Here is an 18,007-nt window from a genome sequence, read left to right as displayed (position 1 = left end):
AGGGAACATAATCGTGACTAAAACAACAATTTCAGAAGTTCATAAATTTGTTGGCAATGAAGTAACAATTGGTGCTTGGCTTGCTAATAAAAGATCAAGCGGAAAAATTGCCTTTCTACAACTCCGTGATGGTACAGGTTTTATTCAGGGAGTAGTTGTAAAGAGTGAAGTGCCTGAGGATGTATTTCAAACTGCGAAATCCATTACTCAGGAATCATCAATGTATGTAACAGGTGTTGTTCAAAAAGATGATCGTTCACCTCTTGGTTATGAACTGCTTGTAAAAAACGTTGAAGTAATTCATCAGGCTGTTGATTATCCAATCACTCCTAAAGAACACGGCACAGAATTTTTGATGGATAACCGCCATCTTTGGCTCCGTTCAAGGCGCCAGCACGCTATTATGAAAATCCGCAATGAAATTATCAGGGGAACATATGAATTTTTCAATAACAATGGGTTTGTTAAAGTAGATCCGCCGATTTTAACGGGAAGTGCACCAGAAGGTACTACTGAGCTTTTTGCTACAAAATATTTTGATGAAAATGCCTATCTTTCTCAAAGCGGGCAGCTTTATATGGAAGCAGCAGCGATGGCGCTCGGAAAGGTTTTTTCTTTCGGACCGACATTCCGTGCGGAAAAATCAAAAACCCGCCGGCATTTAATTGAATTCTGGATGATCGAACCGGAAATGGCTTTTTACGAGTTTGAAGACAATTTAAAAGTTCAAGAAGAATATGTTTCTCATATCGTCCAATCTGTTTTAGCAAATTGTAAGCTTGAATTAAAAACACTCGGCCGTGACATAAGCAAGCTTGGAAATATTAAAGCTCCATTCCCGAGAATCACATATGATGAGGCCATCAATTTATTGCACGAAAAAGGCTTTGATGATATTCAATGGGGAGATGATTTCGGTGCACCGCATGAAACAGCGATTGCTGAAAGCTTTGACAAACCTGTGTTTATTACCCATTATCCAACTTCGTTGAAGCCTTTTTACATGCAGCCTGATCCAAACCGGAATGATGTCGTGTTATGTGCCGACTTAATTGCACCGGAAGGATACGGCGAGATTATAGGAGGATCAGAACGTATCCACGATTATAATTTGTTAAACCAAAGAATTGAGGAGCATAACCTGGATCCGGCTGCTTACAAATGGTATCTCGAGCTGCGCAAATATGGTTCGGTGCCGCATTCCGGATTCGGTCTCGGCCTTGAAAGAACGGTTGCATGGATTTCCGGGGTTGAACACGTACGTGAAACGATTCCTTTTCCTCGTTTGTTAAATCGTTTATATCCATAATAGTAGAGAGTCCGCATTATTGCGGGCTTTCATGCTTTTTTTCGCGGAAATAACAAACGAAAGCACTTTCCATATGAGGTGTTCACTTACTTGTACGATTTGTCCATGATATACTGAAAGAGAGGTGTCATCAATGAAAGAAAATTTAATAGCTTGGCTTAAAGAAGGCAGTATTACGATACCTGCCGCTTTGTTAAGCCATTATAAAAAAATGAAATTAAACGAACAAGAATTAACATTACTGCTGCACGTCATTTCCTTTTTAGAAAAAGGGAATGAATTTCCCACACCTGATGAACTATCAGCCCGCATGACCATTTCCGCGGCTGAATGTACCGACATGCTGCGAGGCTTAATTCAAAAAGGCTTTATTTTAATTATTGACGGGTATTCTAAGGATGGAATCCGCTTTGAGAAATATTCATTGCAGCCACTTTGGGAAAAACTGATTGAGCAGTTTTTAATAGAACAAAAAAAACAAAAACTGGAAAATCAACACCAGGAAGAAACAGACTTATATACAATCTTTGAAAGGGAATTTGGCCGGCCGCTGTCCCCGTTTGAAATTGAAACGTTGACAATGTGGCTGGATGATGATCATCATGATCCGGTTATTATTAAAGCTGCTCTCAGAGAAGCGGTTATTTCCGGGAAGCTAAACTTTCGATATATCGACCGAATCTTATTTGATTGGAAGAAAAACGGAATTAAAACGATTGAGCAGGCAAAAAGCTACGGCAGAAAGTTCAGGCAATTTCAGTCTCAGAGAATGGAACAGCAGAATGAACAGCCGGAAAAAACGAAAACCATCCCGTTTTATAACTGGCTTGAACAATAGGGGAAATGTCATTTTTTTTGTAATACTTTTTTGTTAGGTGAGAATCAATGTTAAATAACAGTCAAATACGATATTGTTTGGATAAAATGGCGGAAATGTTCCCAAATGCACACGGTGAGCTGAATCATAGCAATCCTTTTGAATTGCTTATAGCTGTTCTTCTTTCAGCACAATGTACAGACGCTCTAGTAAATAAGGTTACGAAAAATCTGTTTAAGAAGTATAAGACACCTGAAGATTATTTAAATGTTCCTTTAGAAGAGCTTCAAAATGATATTCGTTCGATCGGGCTGTACAGAAACAAGGCAAAAAACATTCAAAAGCTTTGCAGAATGCTTATCGATGAATATGGGGGAATGGTACCGACAGACCGAGATGAGTTGACTAAGCTTCCCGGAGTAGGCAGAAAAACGGCCAATGTTGTTGTTTCCGTAGCTTTTGGAGTGCCTGCCATTGCTGTTGATACCCATGTGGAACGAGTGAGTAAGCGGCTGGGCATTTGCCGGTGGAAAGATTCCGTTTTGGAAGTTGAAAAGACTTTAATGAAAAAAGTTCCAAAAGAAGAATGGTCGATTACCCACCATCGAATGATCTTTTTCGGCCGATACCATTGCAAAGCACAAAATCCACAATGTGAAGTTTGTCCGCTTCTCGATTTGTGCAGGGAAGGAAAGAAAAGAATGAAAAGGAAGGATCAATCGTGAACAGCATCGAAAAAGAGATTAAGATTCCGTCTGAATTAAAGAGTCCTTTCTTTTTTCCGATAGAGAAAGTGATGTGGAAGGGAGAGTACGCCAATCAGCTGAATCCTGAAATTCCATTTGTTTATGAAGCAGCTTATTTTTCGGGAATAGATGCGATAAAGCCATGGGACGATGCTGAACAATATGTTCCCGTAATTTTTAACGAATGGAAGAAAGTAAAGCAAAATCTGTTTGAGTTTTATGAAAAAAGAGACAGCAGAGGAGCCGAACAGCATATGAAAAAGGGAGTCGGTTTATTCCTTGAGGCTGTTTATTGGAGCAATCATGTTCCTGTTAAGCTTAACGGGATGAGTTTTGAAAAGTTAAAAGTTAAACCCATTAATGCGGATGAAAGGCTTCTGTTCATTATGAACCGGCCCGGACTTTATCATTCGTTCAAACAGTTATCAGAACTAATGGCTGAACAGGAAAAACAATTTGTGAAACATATGGCTTTCAAAAAAGTTCGAGCGTAGTGCTCGAACTTTTTTGATAGATAATATTTACCTGTTTCTGAAAAATCCTCCTGTTGATTGAGCGGTATTTCCAGTTTGTCCGGTTCCATTGGAGCCGGTTCCTCCTGAACTGCCAACGTTTCCAGCACCATTGTTGCCGGAGCCGTCACCACCGCCGGTGCTTCCAGAGCCGTCACCGCCATTGCCGCCGTTGCCGTCGCCGCCATTGCCACCGGAGCCGTTGCCGCCATTGCCGCCGTTGCCGTCGCCGCCGTTGCCGCCGTTGCCGCCGGCACCGTCACCGCCGGTATTACCGTCTCCGGATTCGTCTCCGGCATTATCATCTTCGGAGCCATTGCCTCCCTGGTTGTTTCCGGAACCCGGCTGACCGTTTCCATTATTTCCGGAATTATCTCCTTGGTCTCCGTTGTTTTGGCCATCACTATTTTCGCTGTTTTCTCCGAATGGATCGGGAACCTGAACTGCTGCACTTCCCGGATCGCTTCGCTGATCTCCTTTCACGGCAATGACACTAAATTTATAAATGCCCCCCGGAACCGGGTTAGAAATACGGAGACTTTTTTCTCCAGTAACCGTTAATTGCTGTTCAGGTCCTTCATTGATTGATACATTTACTTCAAATTGTACACCTTCGTTGTCACCTTTAAAGTCATAATCCCAAGACAGGACTATTTCATTTGTTGCTTCTTCATACATTGCTTGGACATTTCCAGGTGCTGCAAGCTTATAAAACTTCTCGGAAACTTGGCTTGGCGCATGGCCTTTCACAGCAAATTCGTAAAGTACTTGGTCTTCAGGTGTATATTCACTTGCCAGTTTTGCAGGAACGGTGCCTTTTTCGATTCTTACTTGTTCCACACTGTTTGGCATTTCAAAATCAGGCGTTTCGACATTGCTTGAAACGTGCTCCATTAAGTTCTTAAACAAGTATTGGGCAATCTTTTGATTTTCGCCTGCCGGTATATAATTTTCCATCTGATCTTTATAGCCTGTCCAGACAGCTGCAGTATACTTGGTCGTATAACCGACAAACCAGGAATCCGGAACCGCCCCGTCAGGAATGCTATATTTTTCTCTGTCCGCCTGAGAATAGTTTGTAGTACCGGTTTTTCCGGCGACAGGCAAACCTGGAATATCTGCACGTGTTCCTGTTCCGTAAGAATCCTTCACAACACTCTTCAGCATGTCTGTAATCATAAAAGCGGTATAGTCATTCATGGCTACTTTAGGTTCAGGTGCTGTATCAATTTTTGTTCCGTCGCGAAATTCGATTGCTCTAATGGCATGTGGCTCCGTATAAAAACCGTTGTTTCCGAATGCACTGAATGCACCGGCCATTTGCAATGGAGAAACACCTTTATCCTTGTTCCCAAGACCGCCGATCGCATAGGATTCATAAATTTCTTTCAAAGGAATTCCTAATCGATTTGCAAAATCCTTTGCTTTTTCCAACCCAACTTCCTGCAATGCTTTCAAGGCAGGAACATTTCGGGAGCGGGATAAAGCTTCACGCATTGTCATCGGTCCCATATGTCTGTGATCCCAGTTATTAATAGGAGTGCGTTCCGGATCTGAGTACGTATACGGTTCATCAACTAACGTATGATACGTGCCCCATTTCAAATATTCAATCGCTGGCCCATAGTCGAGTATTGGTTTAATGGTTGAACCAGGCTGGCGTCTTGTGTCAATAGCATAGTTAAATCCTCGTTTTACTTTTTGATTCCGGCCGCCGCCAATTGCCCTGATTTCACCAGTTTTTGTATCTAAGAGTGCAATACCTGCCTGAAACTCATCATCAGGGAACTGAACAATTTCATTTGAATTCAGCATTTCTTCAACATATGTCTGTGCATCCTGATCAAGTGTCGTATAGATGTGCAATCCGTCTGAAAATATATCAAAATCGCCGTATTTTTCAACTTCATCAATGACAGCGTCGACAAACGCATCGAAAGGCTTGTCATTTTTCTGGCGCTTTTCTTCTTTTACAAGTGTTGATTCAACAGGAACTTTTTGAGCTTTCTCCATCTCTTCTTTCGAAATAAATCCGTGCTGATGCATGAGTGAAAGAACTATATTGCGGCGCTTTTCCGCCTTGTCCGGATGTTCAAAAGGATTATAGTTATTAGGACTTTGCGGCATTCCCGCGAGTAACGCTGCTTCATGAATTTCCAAGTCTTTAAGATCGTCTTTTCCAAAGTAAACCTTTGCAGCAGTCGCGATACCATGGACGTTCTCGGACATATAAATTTTGTTGACATACATTTCAAATATTTCTTGTTTTGTATATTTTCGTTCGAGCTGGAAGGCAAGCCATGCTTCTTGGGCCTTCCGCTTTAATGTTTTGTCAAAAGTCAAGAATGAATTCTTTACGACCTGCTGTGTAATCGTACTCGCTCCTTCGGATCCAAACCCATCCTTGATGTTGGCGACAACGGCGCCGGCTAATCGGATCAGATCTACTCCGTGATGCTTATAAAAGCGGACGTCTTCAGTTGCTAAAACTGCATTTTCAACAAGTTTTGGAATATCTTCGTATTCAACATAATCTCTTTTTTCCGAACCGACTTCGGCAATAATTTTATTATCCATATCATAGATCTTTGAAGAAATAGGGTCCTTTAGCAGCTTTTCATTCAGCTTCGGCGCATCTTTAATCATATAAGCAAAGGTTGCTACACCTGACAACATACCGATAATACCAAGGACAATTAAAGCCAGAAAAATTTTTTTAAAGGTTCCAGAAGGGCTCTTCTTGCCTTTATTTTTTTTCTTGGCTGCAAGCTGCTGCCTACGGCGCTCCTCCCTTGTCTGGTATTTTTCTGCCATATTAAATCCTTCCTTTCTAAGTTCATTCAGGATTGTTGAAACATTCATGTAAGACTATAAACATAATCTATTATTTTAATATAGTCAATTCGGGGGCGAAATCCAATAGGTACATAGTGCCCGAACTTTTCTATCTCATCCTTCGTGATCGATTTTCTTCCTCCATTGGCCATCCTTTCCCAAAACTCAAGAAGATGTTCAGCTTTAAGAAAATAAACTTCATCAGTAGATGAAAACCTGAGAATAACAAAACAAATTCCGCCATGCTTTAAAACATTTTTCATATGGTGAATTTGATGTTCATGAAAATTTTTTAAAGGAAAGGAAGTCTTATAACGGGTTTCTTTTGCTTCAAAATCAATATATTTCCCCTTATAGACACCGTTGTAATCGGTAGTAGACGGCTGCTTGAAATATGCTTCCTTAATAACTGCCGCGCTTCTTTGCGGGTAATCAACATGAACAATTTGCACAGGAGTAGGCTTCTTGTGAATAACAGCTATGTTATTAATTAAATAATATTTATTTGTTTCATTTAAGTCTTCTTCGAGAGTCATTCCCCTGTTGCTATAGGTTACATTTTTTCCTTTTTTTATGCTTTCGGTCTGTTTCGGATTATAACGTTTTCCATTCGGATAGTGAAAATTCATGTAAGCCACCTCACAAACTACTACCTATCATACCAAATCTTCACACCCTTTGGTTGAATAAAAACATAAATCCTTCACAGACTAAACATAGCATATGTTTTGCCATAAGGAGAGGCTGATGACAGAAAATAGCTTTTATCAAATGAATCCCGGACGTACGATTAGCGAACAGGATCTTATAAAGCTGATTACTATTGAAACGAATAAAAATAATGTAGATAACATTTCCAGAACAAATGCATACTTTAAATTTTTCTTGAATTATCCCGAAATTAAATGGGCATTTTTGGCGAGCATGGTTTCACGAAATGCCGGCTGGAATATGTGCGACTTGGAAGGGAAATGGTTTCCAAATATATTAAGTAAACAAGTCAGGAAAGAACTCTTTTTAACATATGAGCGTGCAAATTGGCTTATCTTTAAGGATGCTTTTCCCCAGCTTTTGCTCTACCATTATTCGACGAAAATAAATCGTCCAATGTTTCATTTAAGGAGTTTTTTTCAAATCTCTGCGTTCATGGAACATGAATGGTTAACATTTTGGAAAGAAAAAAATAAAAATAGATTGATGATTGCTCTCATTATTAATGAACAAAATGTGATCCAAAAACCCGTGATCGAGCATCCCGTCTATAAACGGTTGGTGTTTCATTCTTTTCTGTTTTTTTTTCAAGATTGGCTTCACTTTAATTCCGTCCTTTTTCCGACTTGCAGCGGCCAGCTTTATGGCGCAAGTGTGAATGGTTTTCGCAATGTCAGCAAAAGAATTGACCTCGGAAAGAGGCTTTCGGATATTCTGTTTTCTCCTGAATTGTTTCCGTTATTTTTTCAGTTCGCTAAAGTTACTCCGCATACAGGTTCAAGATATGATTATGAGCAGTATTTTATTCAAGAAAAGGAAAGAGACACGCCAATATTGCGGGAAACATATCCGGTCATCAACAACCAGTTGGACGGGTTCAGCGATTGGTTTCAAAATGGTCATTTGAAAAAGAAATGGCTTCATCCTCATATTCACCATCGCCATCCAATTCTAATCACCGATTGGTATTTGAAAAAACAAAAACAGCTGCACTGTCTCATTGCTTTTAAAAATCTTTTTTTCAATAGTAAGTGAGGAAGGCGTGTTTTTTTATTTTCAATTGTGTCGAAAAAAAGAGCAAAGATAAAGAGTTTTGCACTTTCTTTGCCGAATTAATTCTAGTTTTGTCAATAGTGGAGGAAGAACAAATACAAGAGCGAATTAGGTAGTTAAGAAACGGGAGGAGGTAATTGTTATCATGAAGGAGCCGAATGTTCAAAAAAGAGAGCTTTTATTGAGATTAAGCGAATTATATGACAATCTTGAGGAATTAGATTCTGTTCTTCATATCTCGATAACAGAATACAAAAGAACTATTCAGGAGGAGCATTTAAAGACATTATCCGTTTGTGAGGAAAGACTTCTTGCTATGGAAACAAAGTTCGATATGGTTGAAATAATGGAGCAAAAAAGATCGGGCGTGAAAGGTTCAGGCGGAATACTTGAGCTCGGATATTAAAATCAAATAAAATAAATAAATAGAAAAGACGTGGTCGGTAGCTTTAATAATGGCTACTTTTTTTATTTTTTTATAAGGAGAAGAAAAAATGAGTGACTATAAAGAGCTTTATGACTATACAAAAGCCGTTTTAGAGGCGGTAGAAAAAGCATATGCTCGTTTTGAGGAGATAAAAGAGTCGAAAACCGACGCTGATTTCTATCAAGAAGTGAAGCCTTTTGCGGATGAAACTGCAAAATTAAATAACCAATGGAAGAAAGCTGCGATCGATTGGATTACGAAAGAAACCCCCAGAAATTTTCATATAAAACAGATTGAAATCTGCTCGGAAAATATCGAGATGATTTCGATTCAAGCGTTCTATTCAACAACGAGCCGAAAGCGGTTCATCGATCATTTTCAGTCAGTACGTTTTCTTTTGACAGGAATATTAATGCAACTAGAAAGCAACTAAAAAAGGGTCCGACTCATTGCTTTTGAGCCAGACCCATTGCTTCGTTTTATTAATACGCTTACATTAATACGCTTACATTTTAGGCGTTTTCGATGAGGGAGTCGTTGTTCAAAGAATCAGGTATCGTTGCGCCTAAAGCTTCAAGCTCACGAACAAGATTGCGATATTCAGTAATGGAAATTTCATTATGGATGTACGCTTTTTTCGCAAAATCCAATAATTGATTTACATTTTCTGTAATATAATCACGTGTTTGACCAAATTTCATTTTTAGCTCGTGAATGTTCATGTTCAATTCCTCCTTCATCTTAATCCCCTTTTGTATTATTTTATCATAGATAATGAAAAATTCTTATTTTTTGAAAAATCAAAATTTATGACAATATCCTACTCCTTTCGAAAAAAACGAACATGAGTTTTAAACTCCCAATCCTAACATGGAAATAGCTTTGATTATAAAACAGAACCAACATAATAAGGAGGTATGAGTGAAGCAAAGCTCTAACTATTTATAAAACTAAATAAGTATCTAGCTAAAGATAAGTTGGCATTTCTATTTTTGTTTGCGTAGCTCTTCCCCTTTTCCACAAAATAGGGAAGAACTTCCTCCGCTTTCACCTATCTCTCGAAATAGCATAAAATGTAGCAGTGAAATATTTAAGGAGGACGTTCGCCATGTTTGGCCGAAAAAAGAGACCAGCCTATGAAATAATTTTTCCGTTTTGGCAAGGACAAATTGGATATCCCTACTATTTTCCTGTACCGGGCATCGACTTTTCGACCCGGCGGATTGTTCCAATCACGGGTTTAAATCAGCCGATGTACTGGAACCCTTACGCCCACCAGCAACAATTTGTACCGGCAATGAATCCGATGCATCCTTCATACGGGAATCTCCAGAATAACGCAAATCCATACAATGGACAGCAAAGCTACTCGAACATCCTTTTTCAAAACCCATTGCAGCCGGCAGAAGAGGGCTATTCACAGCCTTATTCACAGCAAATAAATCCATATCCTGTAAATCCTTATCCGAAATTTCAGTTTATGGCAAAGCAGCCTTCAGGAGTACAATCGATTATGAATTCCTTTAAAAACCAGGATGGAACGATTGATTTTAACAAAATGATCAATACAACAAGTCAAATGATGAATGCAGTATCCCAAGTCTCTTCGATGATAAAAGGGCTTGGAGGAATGTTTAAGGCATAATATTACTTAATTTATATTCAAAAAATAGTAAGTTAAGACTAAAGTAATAAGTATTAAAGGCTTTTACATTGCCGATATATGTACAATGTAAAAGCCTTTGGTCAAATAAATTTGTTTAATTCATTATTTGGCATCCTTGCACGTTTTTGTGCGGATGCCTTTTTGATCTATTCAGCGTCAATTATGATTTGCTTTCCTTTGAGCTTCGGAACCCGGATTTCTAACAATCCGTTCTTATAGGAGGCTTTGACATTCTTTTCGTTGACAGGCTGATCAAAGCCGATCGTTCTGCTTGTTCGCTGAAATGATTGTCTTTTTCGGTATGATTTGGCAGTTTCGTTTTGTTCTGTTATTGTTTCATCCCTGTTAACGGAAATTGTTAAAAAATTGCCTAATACATTAATATCAATTTGTTCTTTTTTTACCCCCGGCAATTCAGCTGTCACGATATGTTCTCTGTCCGTTTCTGTTACATCTACAGGAAAAGAGGAAAGAGGAAAAGGGGACTTGAAAAATTCATCAATGGATTGCAGGAAACCTTTGACAGGCTTTTCGTTGAAGAAATCATTCATTGACTTTATTATTTCTCCGAATGGTTCCTGCCTGTTCCGTTTAGGGTCGCTTGGAAGATTTGAAGACATAGGGAATCTCCTCTCTTTAACAGAATTATTTACAATATTTTATGTTTTGATTAGAACAAGGGTTCCATCAATTATGTTCACAAAAATTTGAACGATTTATGACAAAATGCACCGATGTGACGTCCATCACAGGCCCATGTAAAAAATGATTGTATGTTAGAACTGTGTAATAAATTGAGGGAGGGGATTTGCTTTATGTTCTGCCATCAGTGTGAACAAACTCCGGCTGGAGGATGTAAAATTGTCGGTGTTTGCGGAAAAGATGAAACAATAGCAAGCCTTCAGGATACGATTATTTTTAGACTGAAAGGTATTGCCGCTTATCGTACTCATGCGAATCAACTCGGATATACCGACTCATTCGTTGATGCCACTACTCATGAAGCGCTTTATATGACCTTAACAAACTCCAATTTTAATTTGCAGGAGCACATTGATATGGCCATGAAAGTAGGCCAGTCAGCAGTGCGGATCATGGAAGTGCTTGATAAGGCCCATACGGAGAGGCTCGGTATTCCTCAGCCGATCCGGGTGTCACAAAATAAGATTGAAGGAAATTGCATTGTGGTGACAGGCCATAATTTATTTGCGCTCGAAAAACTTCTAAAGCAAACTGAAGGTAAAGGAATAAATATTTATACCCACTCAGAAATGCTGCCGGCGCACGGATATCCGGAGTTAAAAAAATTTCCTCATTTAAAAGGTAATATTGGCAAGGCATGGTACGATCAAAGAAGATTATTTGAAAAATTCCCCGGTGCAATTCTTGCGACAACAAACTGTGTTATGCCTATTAAGGGCACATACGCGGATCGCATGTTCTCTTATGAAGTGGCCGGTCTTGAAAGCGTTCAAAAAATTATCAATGATGACTTTACACCATTAATTAACAGAGCATTAGAGCTTCCTGAAGCAAATATAGAATCAGAAGAAACACTATTAACAGGATTTCACCATGAAACAGTTTTAGGATTGGCACCAGAAGTAATTGCTGCTGTAAAGGAAGGAAAAATTAAACGATTCTTTGTGATTGCCGGATGTGATGCCCCTGGAAAAGGAGGAGAGTATTACAGGGAACTGGCAACATCTTTGCCGCCTGAAACTGTCATTTTAACAACCTCTTGCGGAAAATTTCGATTCAATGATGTTGATTATGGAACAGTTCCGGGGACGGATATTCCGAGATATATTGATCTTGGACAGTGCAACAATTCAATTTCTACAGTAAAAATTGCAAAAGCGTTAGCCGATGCGGTTGAATGTCCAATCAATGAGTTGCCGGTTAGCATCGTCCTTTCTTGGTTCGAGCAAAAGGCTGTCGCCATTTTGCTAGGATTGTTCAGTCTCGGAATTAAAGATATTCGCATAGGGCCTAAACCGCCTGAGTTTATCTCTGAAGGAGTTATGAAGGTCCTTCAAGACGCATTTGGATTAAAATTAATCGGTACTGCCCAAGAAGATATGAAAGAAATGCTTCAATAAATGAATTGTAAAAATAGAAAAAAACCCGCGGTTTGAGTACAACTGCGGGTTTTTCAATCATAATATTTCTTCTAATAGCCGTTCAGGGGTTAAAATCATGTTTCCGTTTACGTCCATTTCTATTAAATTTACTTTTTTCATTTTGGTCAGTGTGCGGCTTACTGTTTCTCTTGTCGTACCAATCATATTTGCCAGGTCTTTATTCGTAAATTCTGCTTTTAATAATAAGCTGCCGTTGCCTAAATCTACACCATGTTCTTTGGCAAGCCTGATAAGAAGTTTGATGATTTGTTCGTATGTATTATTCAATATTAGTTCTTCTAGCCGTTTTTGGAGGTCCACAATTTTTTCGCCAAGAATGTTAAATACTTTAATGCATAATTTAGGGTTTTCGATAAGCACATTTTCAAAACCGGATATCGGCACAACCACCAGTGTTGATTTTTCAATTACTTCTGCAAAGGCAGGGTATTCACCTTTACGGAAAAAACCGACATGGGGAAACATATCACCTTTTTTCAGGATTGCGATGATTTGTTCTTTTCCATGTATATCTGTTTTGTAAATTTTAATTTTTCCATCAAGAATAAAATATACGTTTTCGAGTGGTTCTCCTTGCATAAAGACATGGCTGCCTTTATTTCATTCTCTCGATAAAGAAACAGAAACAATTTTTCCAATTTCCTGTACATTTAGTTCCCTAAAAAGATCAAAAGCAAAAAGCGCGGTTGTTATTTCCTCATTTTTCATGTTTTCACCTCAAAAGATTGAACTATTAAATAAAGTGTAACAAATGATTATGTTTTAGGGAATGATAACCGATCATCCCAAGCTGTAAAGAAGAAATATTATGTAAAAATTGGCAAATACATAAAAGCGGATAATTCTCTTTTATAACGAACGTCTATTCGCTACAATAGATGGTATGAGGTGAGTGAGTTGAACGTTCGGAAAAATTTACAAGATATACTGTCGATTTTTAAAAATAACGATGACTTCAGGAAAAACATTGTCCACTGGCACACGATTGAAGAAAGAGAAGCCAAGACAGTCGAATTGCCTGAAGGAATCCATCCGTCCTTAAGACAAGCACTTGCGAATAGAGGAATTTACAAGCTATACACCCATCAAAAATCAGCCTTTAATGCTGTCATGGAAAACAAAAGCATTGTTGCTGTCACTCCGACTGCTTCCGGAAAAACATTGTGTTATAACTTGCCGGTTCTCGAGACTATCATCAATGATCCGAATGCGAGAGCTTTATATATCTTCCCGACAAAAGCGCTCGCGCAAGACCAAAAAAGCGAAATCAATGAGTTGATTCAGGAAACAGGGTTGAGTATCAACAGTTATACATATGACGGTGATACTCCATCAAATATACGCCAAAAAGTCCGGAAAGCCGGGCACATTGTCATAACGAACCCTGATATGCTCCATTCAGCTATCCTTCCTCATCATACAAAATGGGTTTCTTTATTTGAAAACTTAAAATATGTCGTGATCGATGAACTTCATATTTACAGAGGAATATTCGGCAGCCATGTTGCCAATGTCATCCGGCGCCTTCGAAGGATTTGCCGGTTCTACGGAACAGATCCGATTTTTATTTGCACATCAGCAACAATTGCCAATCCGCTTGAACTTGCTGAAACGCTTACTGAAAAGAAAATGGTGCTGATTGACAATAACGGTGCTCCAAGCGGAAGAAAGCATTTTCTATTTTACAATCCTCCGGTTGTCAACAAGCCTTTAAACATTCGAAGAAGCGCTACCCTTGAAGCACGCAAGCTTGCAGGAGAGTTTTTGAAAAACAAAATTCAAACAATTGTGTTTGCACGAAGCAGGGTGCGGGTTGAAATTTTGCTTACATATTTGCAGAACCTTGTGAAGCATCAATTAGGGAAAAAATCGATCAGGGGATATCGAGGCGGATATTTGCCTGCCGAGCGGAGGGAAATTGAAAAAGGTCTTCGTTCAGGTGAAATCTATGGGGTTGTCAGTACGAATGCCCTTGAATTAGGCGTTGATATTGGGCAGCTTCAAGTGTGCATTATGACAGGCTATCCCGGTACAATTGCAAGCGCCTGGCAGCAGGCGGGAAGGGCCGGCAGAAGGCACGGAGAGTCACTTGTTATCATTGTTGCGAGTTCAAGCCCTTTAGATCAATATATTATCCAAAATCCGGATTATTTCTTTAATAAAAGCCCCGAAACGGCCAGAATCAATCCGGATAATCTCATTATTTTAGTCGATCATATGAAATGTGCAGCATTTGAATTGCCGTTTAAGCAAGGAGAGAAATTCGGCACAGCCGAAACAGAGGATATTTTGGAATTTCTAGCGGAAGAACGAGTGTTGTTTCAAAACGGTGATAAATGGTACTGGATGAACGACTCGTTCCCGGCCCACAATATTAGCTTGCGGTCGGCATCACAGGAAAATGTTGTGATCATTGACCAGTCAAATGTGGCGAATGTGAAAGTGATCGGTGAAATGGACCGTTTTTCAGCGATGACATTATTGCATGAAGAGGCCATTTACTTGCATCAAGGAATACAATATCAAGTCGAAAAGCTTGATTGGGAAGAAAAGAAAGCATATGTAAGGGAAGTAAATGTCGATTATTTTACAGATGCGAATCTTGCCGTACAGCTGAAAGTCCTAGAAGTAGATAAAACGAGGAACGACAACGAAACAGAAGTTGCGTTCGGCGATGTGAGCGTCCTCGCGATGGCGACGATTTTTAAAAAAATAAAATTCGAAACCCATGAAAATATCGGATCGGGGCCTATTCATCTTCCCGAGGAAGAACTTCATACGAGCTCAGCCTGGATCTCCCTTCAAAAAGAGTTGAAAGATATGGGACAGGACCGGCTTGAACAGGGGTTAATCGGTGCAGCCCATGCCTTAAAACATATCGCTCCATTGTTCGTGATGTGTGACCCTCAGGATATTCATGTTGTTCCGCAAGTAAAGGCGGCACATAATGAAAAGCCAACCATTTTCTTTTATGACCGTTATCCGGGCGGAATCGGCTTAAGCGAAAAAATTTACGAGGGAATGGAAACAGTCCTTAAGGAAACAAAACAAATGGTTCAAACTTGCCGTTGCGAACATGGCTGTCCATCATGCATTGGTATAGAGAGCGAAAGCGACACAGTGAAAAATGATGTTTTGAAATTATTGGACATATTAATTCCAGGTGCTGTACCACAAGGGATGAGAAATCATGATAATTAAAAATAAATTAAACCGGCTCAAATCCCATCTTGTGAGGGAAGAAAAATCGATTCATATTGAAAAACAAAATGTAATGGAAATTCCTTTTTTAGATGAGTGGAAAAAGGAAAATGCATTGCCATTTTTTTTCGATAACAGTTATTGCTTTGTACGCGAAGTCGTCTATCCTCTTTCATATCAGCATGGAAAATATCGCTTCAGTGATTTTATTGAAGCCGTCCATGCATGGAATCATTCAGACATTTCCCATCCGCTTTCAGCGGCTGGATATGAACCGGGCGATCTTTTCTTTTTTGATACGGAAACAACGGGCCTTGGCGGAGGTGCGGGCAATACCATTTTTTTGCTGGGACATGCGAGTGTTTCAGGATTGAATATTATTTTGAAACAGCATATTCTTCCCCACCCGGGAGCGGAAATCCCGTTGTATCAAAGCTTTTTGGAAAATGTAGATTATATGACGCTAGTAACGTACAACGGGAAATCTTTTGACTGGCCTCAAGTAAAAACAAGGCATACATTAATCAGGGAGCATGTGCCTAAGCTTCCTCCTTTCGGGCATTTTGATCTGTATCATGCGTCCAGAAGAATATGGAAACATAAACTCGATAATATAAAATTATCGACAGTTGAAAAAGAAATACTAGAAATAGAAAGAAAAGATGATATTCCGGGTTTCCTTGCACCAATGATTTATTTTGATTTTGTGGAAAGAAAAAATCCTGAAGGTATGTTTGGAATATTGAAGCACAATGAACGGGATATTCTGTCTTTAATTACACTGTATACCCACCTTTCCTTTCAATTGCTCGGGCTCGACGCCAATCAAACGAGTAAAGAAACTTTTGAAGTTGGAAGATGGTATTCTGCACTGGGGGAATCAAAGGCTGCCCGGAGCGTATTTTCACAGCTTGCAAATCTTTCGGGACAAGAAGCAATTCCTGCCAAGCTTGCCTTGGCATACGAGCAAAAAAAGCAGAAGAACTGGGATGAAGCTTTGCCACTCTTTAATGAAGTTTGTAAGCATGGAAATAAAAAGGCACAAAAAGAAGCATTCATTGAGGCGGCAAAGCTGCTTGAACATTGGAAAAAAGATTATGATCAAGCCCTTAATTATGCAGAAAAAGCCAAGAAGATTCATGAAGAGCAATTAAAAGTATTACGGGTAAAAAGCGACTCTTTTTTAATGGAAATAAATAGAAGGATCACAAGATTATCGAAAAAAATAACAGCACATAGAGACAATCAAAAACAGTAATTTAGTCTTTTAAGTTGTAACAAATTTTTAACATTTTTCTGCCGAAAACGGCTTTTTTCCAGTTGTCTGTACTTATTGAAAAGAGTAAAATGTAAAATTGAATGGAATGTTTCAAACGGAAAATTTTTGTGAGGCTGATCGCAGTGTATAGAACTCTACTATTTTTGTTTTTCCTAGTAATCTGTTTAACTGCATTTATATTTACTACACTAAAAGATAGTTTTTATACATTTTTATAAACCGTTTTTATTTGAAGAATATGCCTAAACTTTAAGAAATTAGGTTTTTTTACTAGTACAAGAACCTCCAATCCTACATAGGCTGTTAATGTAGTAAGTCTTTAGGAAAGGAGAAAACGATATGTATTGCAAACCAAGTCATGTATTGCCTGCAATTGTTCATCCTACAAAATGCTGCGTAGATCATAATTTCGTTAATAATGTGGTTCCCCATATCCATCCGACTCATACAACAACGGTAAACCACATTAATTACCAACACCAGCATTACTTCCCGCATTCGCAGTCGGTCGTGAATGAAGTAACCAATCAACAATTCTTTAATCCTCCATACCCTGTGGCTGGTCCATTCGGTCCTCGGCCAAGACCAGGTGCAGTAGCCGGAGCGTTTGATTATCCTGGATATGGACCTGGCATGGGACCAGATGCAGTAGCCGGTGAGTATTTTCCGGGTGCACAAAAACCGCCAAATTGGAGATAATAAGAAAACAAGGGCTGAAACGGCCCTTGTTTACTTACATACATATTTTGCGATATAATTTCATATCATGTATTTGTATGCAAGCAACTATGACTCGCTGACTAATTATTAAGCGTAAATGTAAATTGAAATTTGACTCACAAGCCGTTAAAGAGGAAGAACAGTTAAAAATGAAGCGCTTCAATCGATAACATTTGAAAGTAAATTGACAATTATGCATATTTTTGAAAGAATATTATGTAACGATTGGCGAAATATTGAGGTGAGTGTCATGCTGTCTGATAAAATTAAGTTAACAGCAAAGGATATTTTGGAAAAAGAATTTAAAACAGCAATGCGCGGTTATAAGCAGGAAGATGTTGATAAGTTTTTAGATATAATTATAAAAGATTATGAAACCTTTCATCAAGAAATTGAAGATTTAAAGCAGGAAAACTTGAGGTTGAAAAAACAGTTGGAAGAATCTTCAAAACGCCAAAACACACAGGCGGTTGCCGGTACAACGAACTTTGATATTTTAAAACGCCTCTCTAACCTTGAAAAACATGTGTTTGGCAACAAATTGTACGATTGATAATCGTTGGGCTATTTTCTATTTGAAAACCATT

The 18,007-nt window shown here is 38.9% G+C and carries 17 protein-coding genes and 1 pseudogene; 13 read left to right on the top strand and 5 right to left on the bottom strand.

Features of this window, described 5'->3' with window-relative positions; translation table 11 throughout:
* Positions 1–13: 13 nt before the first annotated feature.
* From asnS to PB1_RS12885, 4 genes are all read left to right on the top strand, one after another.
* The gene (asnS, locus tag PB1_RS12900) at positions 14–1,309 is read left to right on the top strand and encodes an asparagine--tRNA ligase (RefSeq protein ID WP_004437298.1); all 1,296 of its coding nucleotides are present in this window, start codon (positions 14–16) and stop codon (positions 1,307–1,309) included.
* A gap of 133 nt (positions 1,310–1,442) precedes the next feature.
* A complete protein-coding gene (locus tag PB1_RS12895; protein ID WP_004437296.1) occupies positions 1,443–2,147 on the top strand; it encodes a DnaD domain-containing protein in 705 nt (234 codons plus the stop codon).
* Between the two features lie 47 nt (positions 2,148–2,194).
* The gene (nth, locus tag PB1_RS12890) at positions 2,195–2,851 is read left to right on the top strand and encodes an endonuclease III (protein ID WP_004437294.1); all 657 of its coding nucleotides are present in this window, start codon (positions 2,195–2,197) and stop codon (positions 2,849–2,851) included.
* Positions 2,848–3,366 carry a YpoC family protein gene (locus tag PB1_RS12885; RefSeq protein WP_004437291.1) on the top strand — a complete coding sequence of 173 codons (519 nt, stop codon included), beginning with the start codon at positions 2,848–2,850 and terminating at the stop codon, positions 3,364–3,366. Before nth ends, PB1_RS12885 begins: the two co-directional genes overlap by 4 nt.
* Positions 3,367–3,393: 27 nt before the next feature.
* On the opposite strand, the gene PB1_RS12880 is transcribed toward PB1_RS12885, so the two are convergent.
* Both PB1_RS12880 and recU read right to left on the bottom strand, forming a co-directional pair.
* Positions 3,394–6,198: a PBP1A family penicillin-binding protein gene (locus PB1_RS12880; RefSeq protein ID WP_004437288.1), complete on the bottom strand. Its 2,805-nt coding sequence runs from the start codon at positions 6,196–6,198 to the stop codon at positions 3,394–3,396.
* A gap of 44 nt (positions 6,199–6,242) precedes the next feature.
* Complete coding sequence (gene recU / locus PB1_RS12875; protein ID WP_004437284.1) at positions 6,243–6,848, bottom strand: Holliday junction resolvase RecU; 606 nt, start codon at positions 6,846–6,848, stop codon at positions 6,243–6,245.
* Positions 6,849–6,966: 118 nt separating this feature from the next.
* Here recU and PB1_RS12870 point away from each other — a divergent pair, with 118 nt between their 5' ends.
* From PB1_RS12870 to PB1_RS12860, 3 genes are all read left to right on the top strand, one after another.
* Entirely contained in the window at positions 6,967–7,965 is a 999-nt protein-coding gene (locus tag PB1_RS12870) for a DUF2515 domain-containing protein (RefSeq protein ID WP_004437280.1), read from the top strand.
* A 163-nt stretch (positions 7,966–8,128) separates the two neighbouring features.
* Complete coding sequence (locus PB1_RS12865; RefSeq protein WP_004437277.1) at positions 8,129–8,389, top strand: hypothetical protein; 261 nt, start codon at positions 8,129–8,131, stop codon at positions 8,387–8,389.
* Between the two features lie 88 nt (positions 8,390–8,477).
* Positions 8,478–8,843: a YppE family protein gene (locus PB1_RS12860; RefSeq protein ID WP_004437275.1), complete on the top strand. Its 366-nt coding sequence runs from the start codon at positions 8,478–8,480 to the stop codon at positions 8,841–8,843.
* Between the two features lie 79 nt (positions 8,844–8,922).
* On the opposite strand, the gene PB1_RS12855 is transcribed toward PB1_RS12860, so the two are convergent.
* On the bottom strand, positions 8,923–9,132 hold the full coding sequence (locus PB1_RS12855; protein WP_004437273.1) for a YppF family protein: 210 nt from the start codon (positions 9,130–9,132) through the stop codon (positions 8,923–8,925).
* A gap of 386 nt (positions 9,133–9,518) precedes the next feature.
* Between PB1_RS12855 and PB1_RS12850 the strand changes: the two genes are divergently transcribed.
* The gene (locus PB1_RS12850; RefSeq protein WP_004437270.1) at positions 9,519–10,055 is read left to right on the top strand and encodes a YppG family protein; all 537 of its coding nucleotides are present in this window, start codon (positions 9,519–9,521) and stop codon (positions 10,053–10,055) included.
* Between the two features lie 167 nt (positions 10,056–10,222).
* On the opposite strand, the gene PB1_RS12845 is transcribed toward PB1_RS12850, so the two are convergent.
* Positions 10,223–10,696: an Hsp20/alpha crystallin family protein gene (locus PB1_RS12845; protein WP_004437269.1), complete on the bottom strand. Its 474-nt coding sequence runs from the start codon at positions 10,694–10,696 to the stop codon at positions 10,223–10,225.
* A 195-nt stretch (positions 10,697–10,891) separates the two neighbouring features.
* On the opposite strand from PB1_RS12845, the gene hcp reads away from it, so the two are divergent.
* Positions 10,892–12,178: a hydroxylamine reductase gene (hcp, locus tag PB1_RS12840; protein WP_004437264.1), complete on the top strand. Its 1,287-nt coding sequence runs from the start codon at positions 10,892–10,894 to the stop codon at positions 12,176–12,178.
* 57 nt (positions 12,179–12,235) lie between these two features.
* On the opposite strand, the pseudogene PB1_RS12835 reads toward hcp, so the two are convergent.
* Positions 12,236–12,928: pseudogene (locus PB1_RS12835) on the bottom strand (Crp/Fnr family transcriptional regulator).
* Between the two features lie 189 nt (positions 12,929–13,117).
* Between PB1_RS12835 and PB1_RS12830 the strand changes: the two are divergent.
* The 4 genes from PB1_RS12830 (at position 13,118) to gpsB (ending at position 17,973) form a co-directional block, all read left to right on the top strand.
* Entirely contained in the window at positions 13,118–15,421 is a 2,304-nt protein-coding gene (locus PB1_RS12830; protein ID WP_004437255.1) for a DEAD/DEAH box helicase, read from the top strand.
* Positions 15,411–16,679: a ribonuclease H-like domain-containing protein gene (locus PB1_RS12825; RefSeq protein ID WP_004437253.1), complete on the top strand. Its 1,269-nt coding sequence runs from the start codon at positions 15,411–15,413 to the stop codon at positions 16,677–16,679. Before PB1_RS12830 ends, PB1_RS12825 begins: the two co-directional genes overlap by 11 nt.
* Before the next feature lie 360 nt (positions 16,680–17,039).
* Complete coding sequence (locus PB1_RS12820; RefSeq protein ID WP_004437251.1) at positions 17,040–17,399, top strand: spore coat protein; 360 nt, start codon at positions 17,040–17,042, stop codon at positions 17,397–17,399.
* A 271-nt stretch (positions 17,400–17,670) separates the two neighbouring features.
* Complete coding sequence (gpsB, locus tag PB1_RS12815; protein ID WP_004435170.1) at positions 17,671–17,973, top strand: cell division regulator GpsB; 303 nt, start codon at positions 17,671–17,673, stop codon at positions 17,971–17,973.
* Positions 17,974–18,007 lie beyond the last annotated feature (34 nt).

The sequence above is a fragment of the Bacillus methanolicus PB1 genome, from assembly GCF_000262755.1.
GTDB classification, from domain to species: Bacteria; Bacillota; Bacilli; order Bacillales; family Cytobacillaceae; genus Bacillus_Z; species Bacillus_Z methanolicus.
The sequence above is the reverse complement of the archived record's forward strand: the minus strand, read 5'-3'. Positions and strand labels throughout refer to the sequence as shown.

Bases quoted from the DNA above. Each gene is read 5' to 3' on its own strand.
- PB1_RS12895 (WP_004437296.1), top strand. From the start codon at position 1,443: ATGAAAGAAAATTTAATAGCTTGGCTTAAAGAAGGCAGTATTACGATA.
- nth (WP_004437294.1), top strand. From the start codon at position 2,195: ATGTTAAATAACAGTCAAATACGATATTGTTTGGATAAAATGGCGGAA.
- PB1_RS12880 (WP_004437288.1), bottom strand. From the start codon at position 6,198: ATGGCAGAAAAATACCAGACAAGGGAGGAGCGCCGTAGGCAGCAGCTT.
- recU (WP_004437284.1), bottom strand. From the start codon at position 6,848: ATGAATTTTCACTATCCGAATGGAAAACGTTATAATCCGAAACAGACC.
- PB1_RS12870 (WP_004437280.1), top strand. From the start codon at position 6,967: ATGACAGAAAATAGCTTTTATCAAATGAATCCCGGACGTACGATTAGC.
- PB1_RS12865 (WP_004437277.1), top strand. From the start codon at position 8,129: ATGAAGGAGCCGAATGTTCAAAAAAGAGAGCTTTTATTGAGATTAAGC.
- PB1_RS12860 (WP_004437275.1), top strand. From the start codon at position 8,478: ATGAGTGACTATAAAGAGCTTTATGACTATACAAAAGCCGTTTTAGAG.
- PB1_RS12855 (WP_004437273.1), bottom strand. From the start codon at position 9,132: ATGAACATTCACGAGCTAAAAATGAAATTTGGTCAAACACGTGATTAT.
- PB1_RS12850 (WP_004437270.1), top strand. From the start codon at position 9,519: ATGTTTGGCCGAAAAAAGAGACCAGCCTATGAAATAATTTTTCCGTTT.
- PB1_RS12845 (WP_004437269.1), bottom strand. From the start codon at position 10,696: ATGTCTTCAAATCTTCCAAGCGACCCTAAACGGAACAGGCAGGAACCA.
- hcp (WP_004437264.1), top strand. From the start codon at position 10,892: ATGTTCTGCCATCAGTGTGAACAAACTCCGGCTGGAGGATGTAAAATT.
- PB1_RS12825 (WP_004437253.1), top strand. From the start codon at position 15,411: ATGATAATTAAAAATAAATTAAACCGGCTCAAATCCCATCTTGTGAGG.
- PB1_RS12820 (WP_004437251.1), top strand. From the start codon at position 17,040: ATGTATTGCAAACCAAGTCATGTATTGCCTGCAATTGTTCATCCTACA.
- gpsB (WP_004435170.1), top strand. From the start codon at position 17,671: ATGCTGTCTGATAAAATTAAGTTAACAGCAAAGGATATTTTGGAAAAA.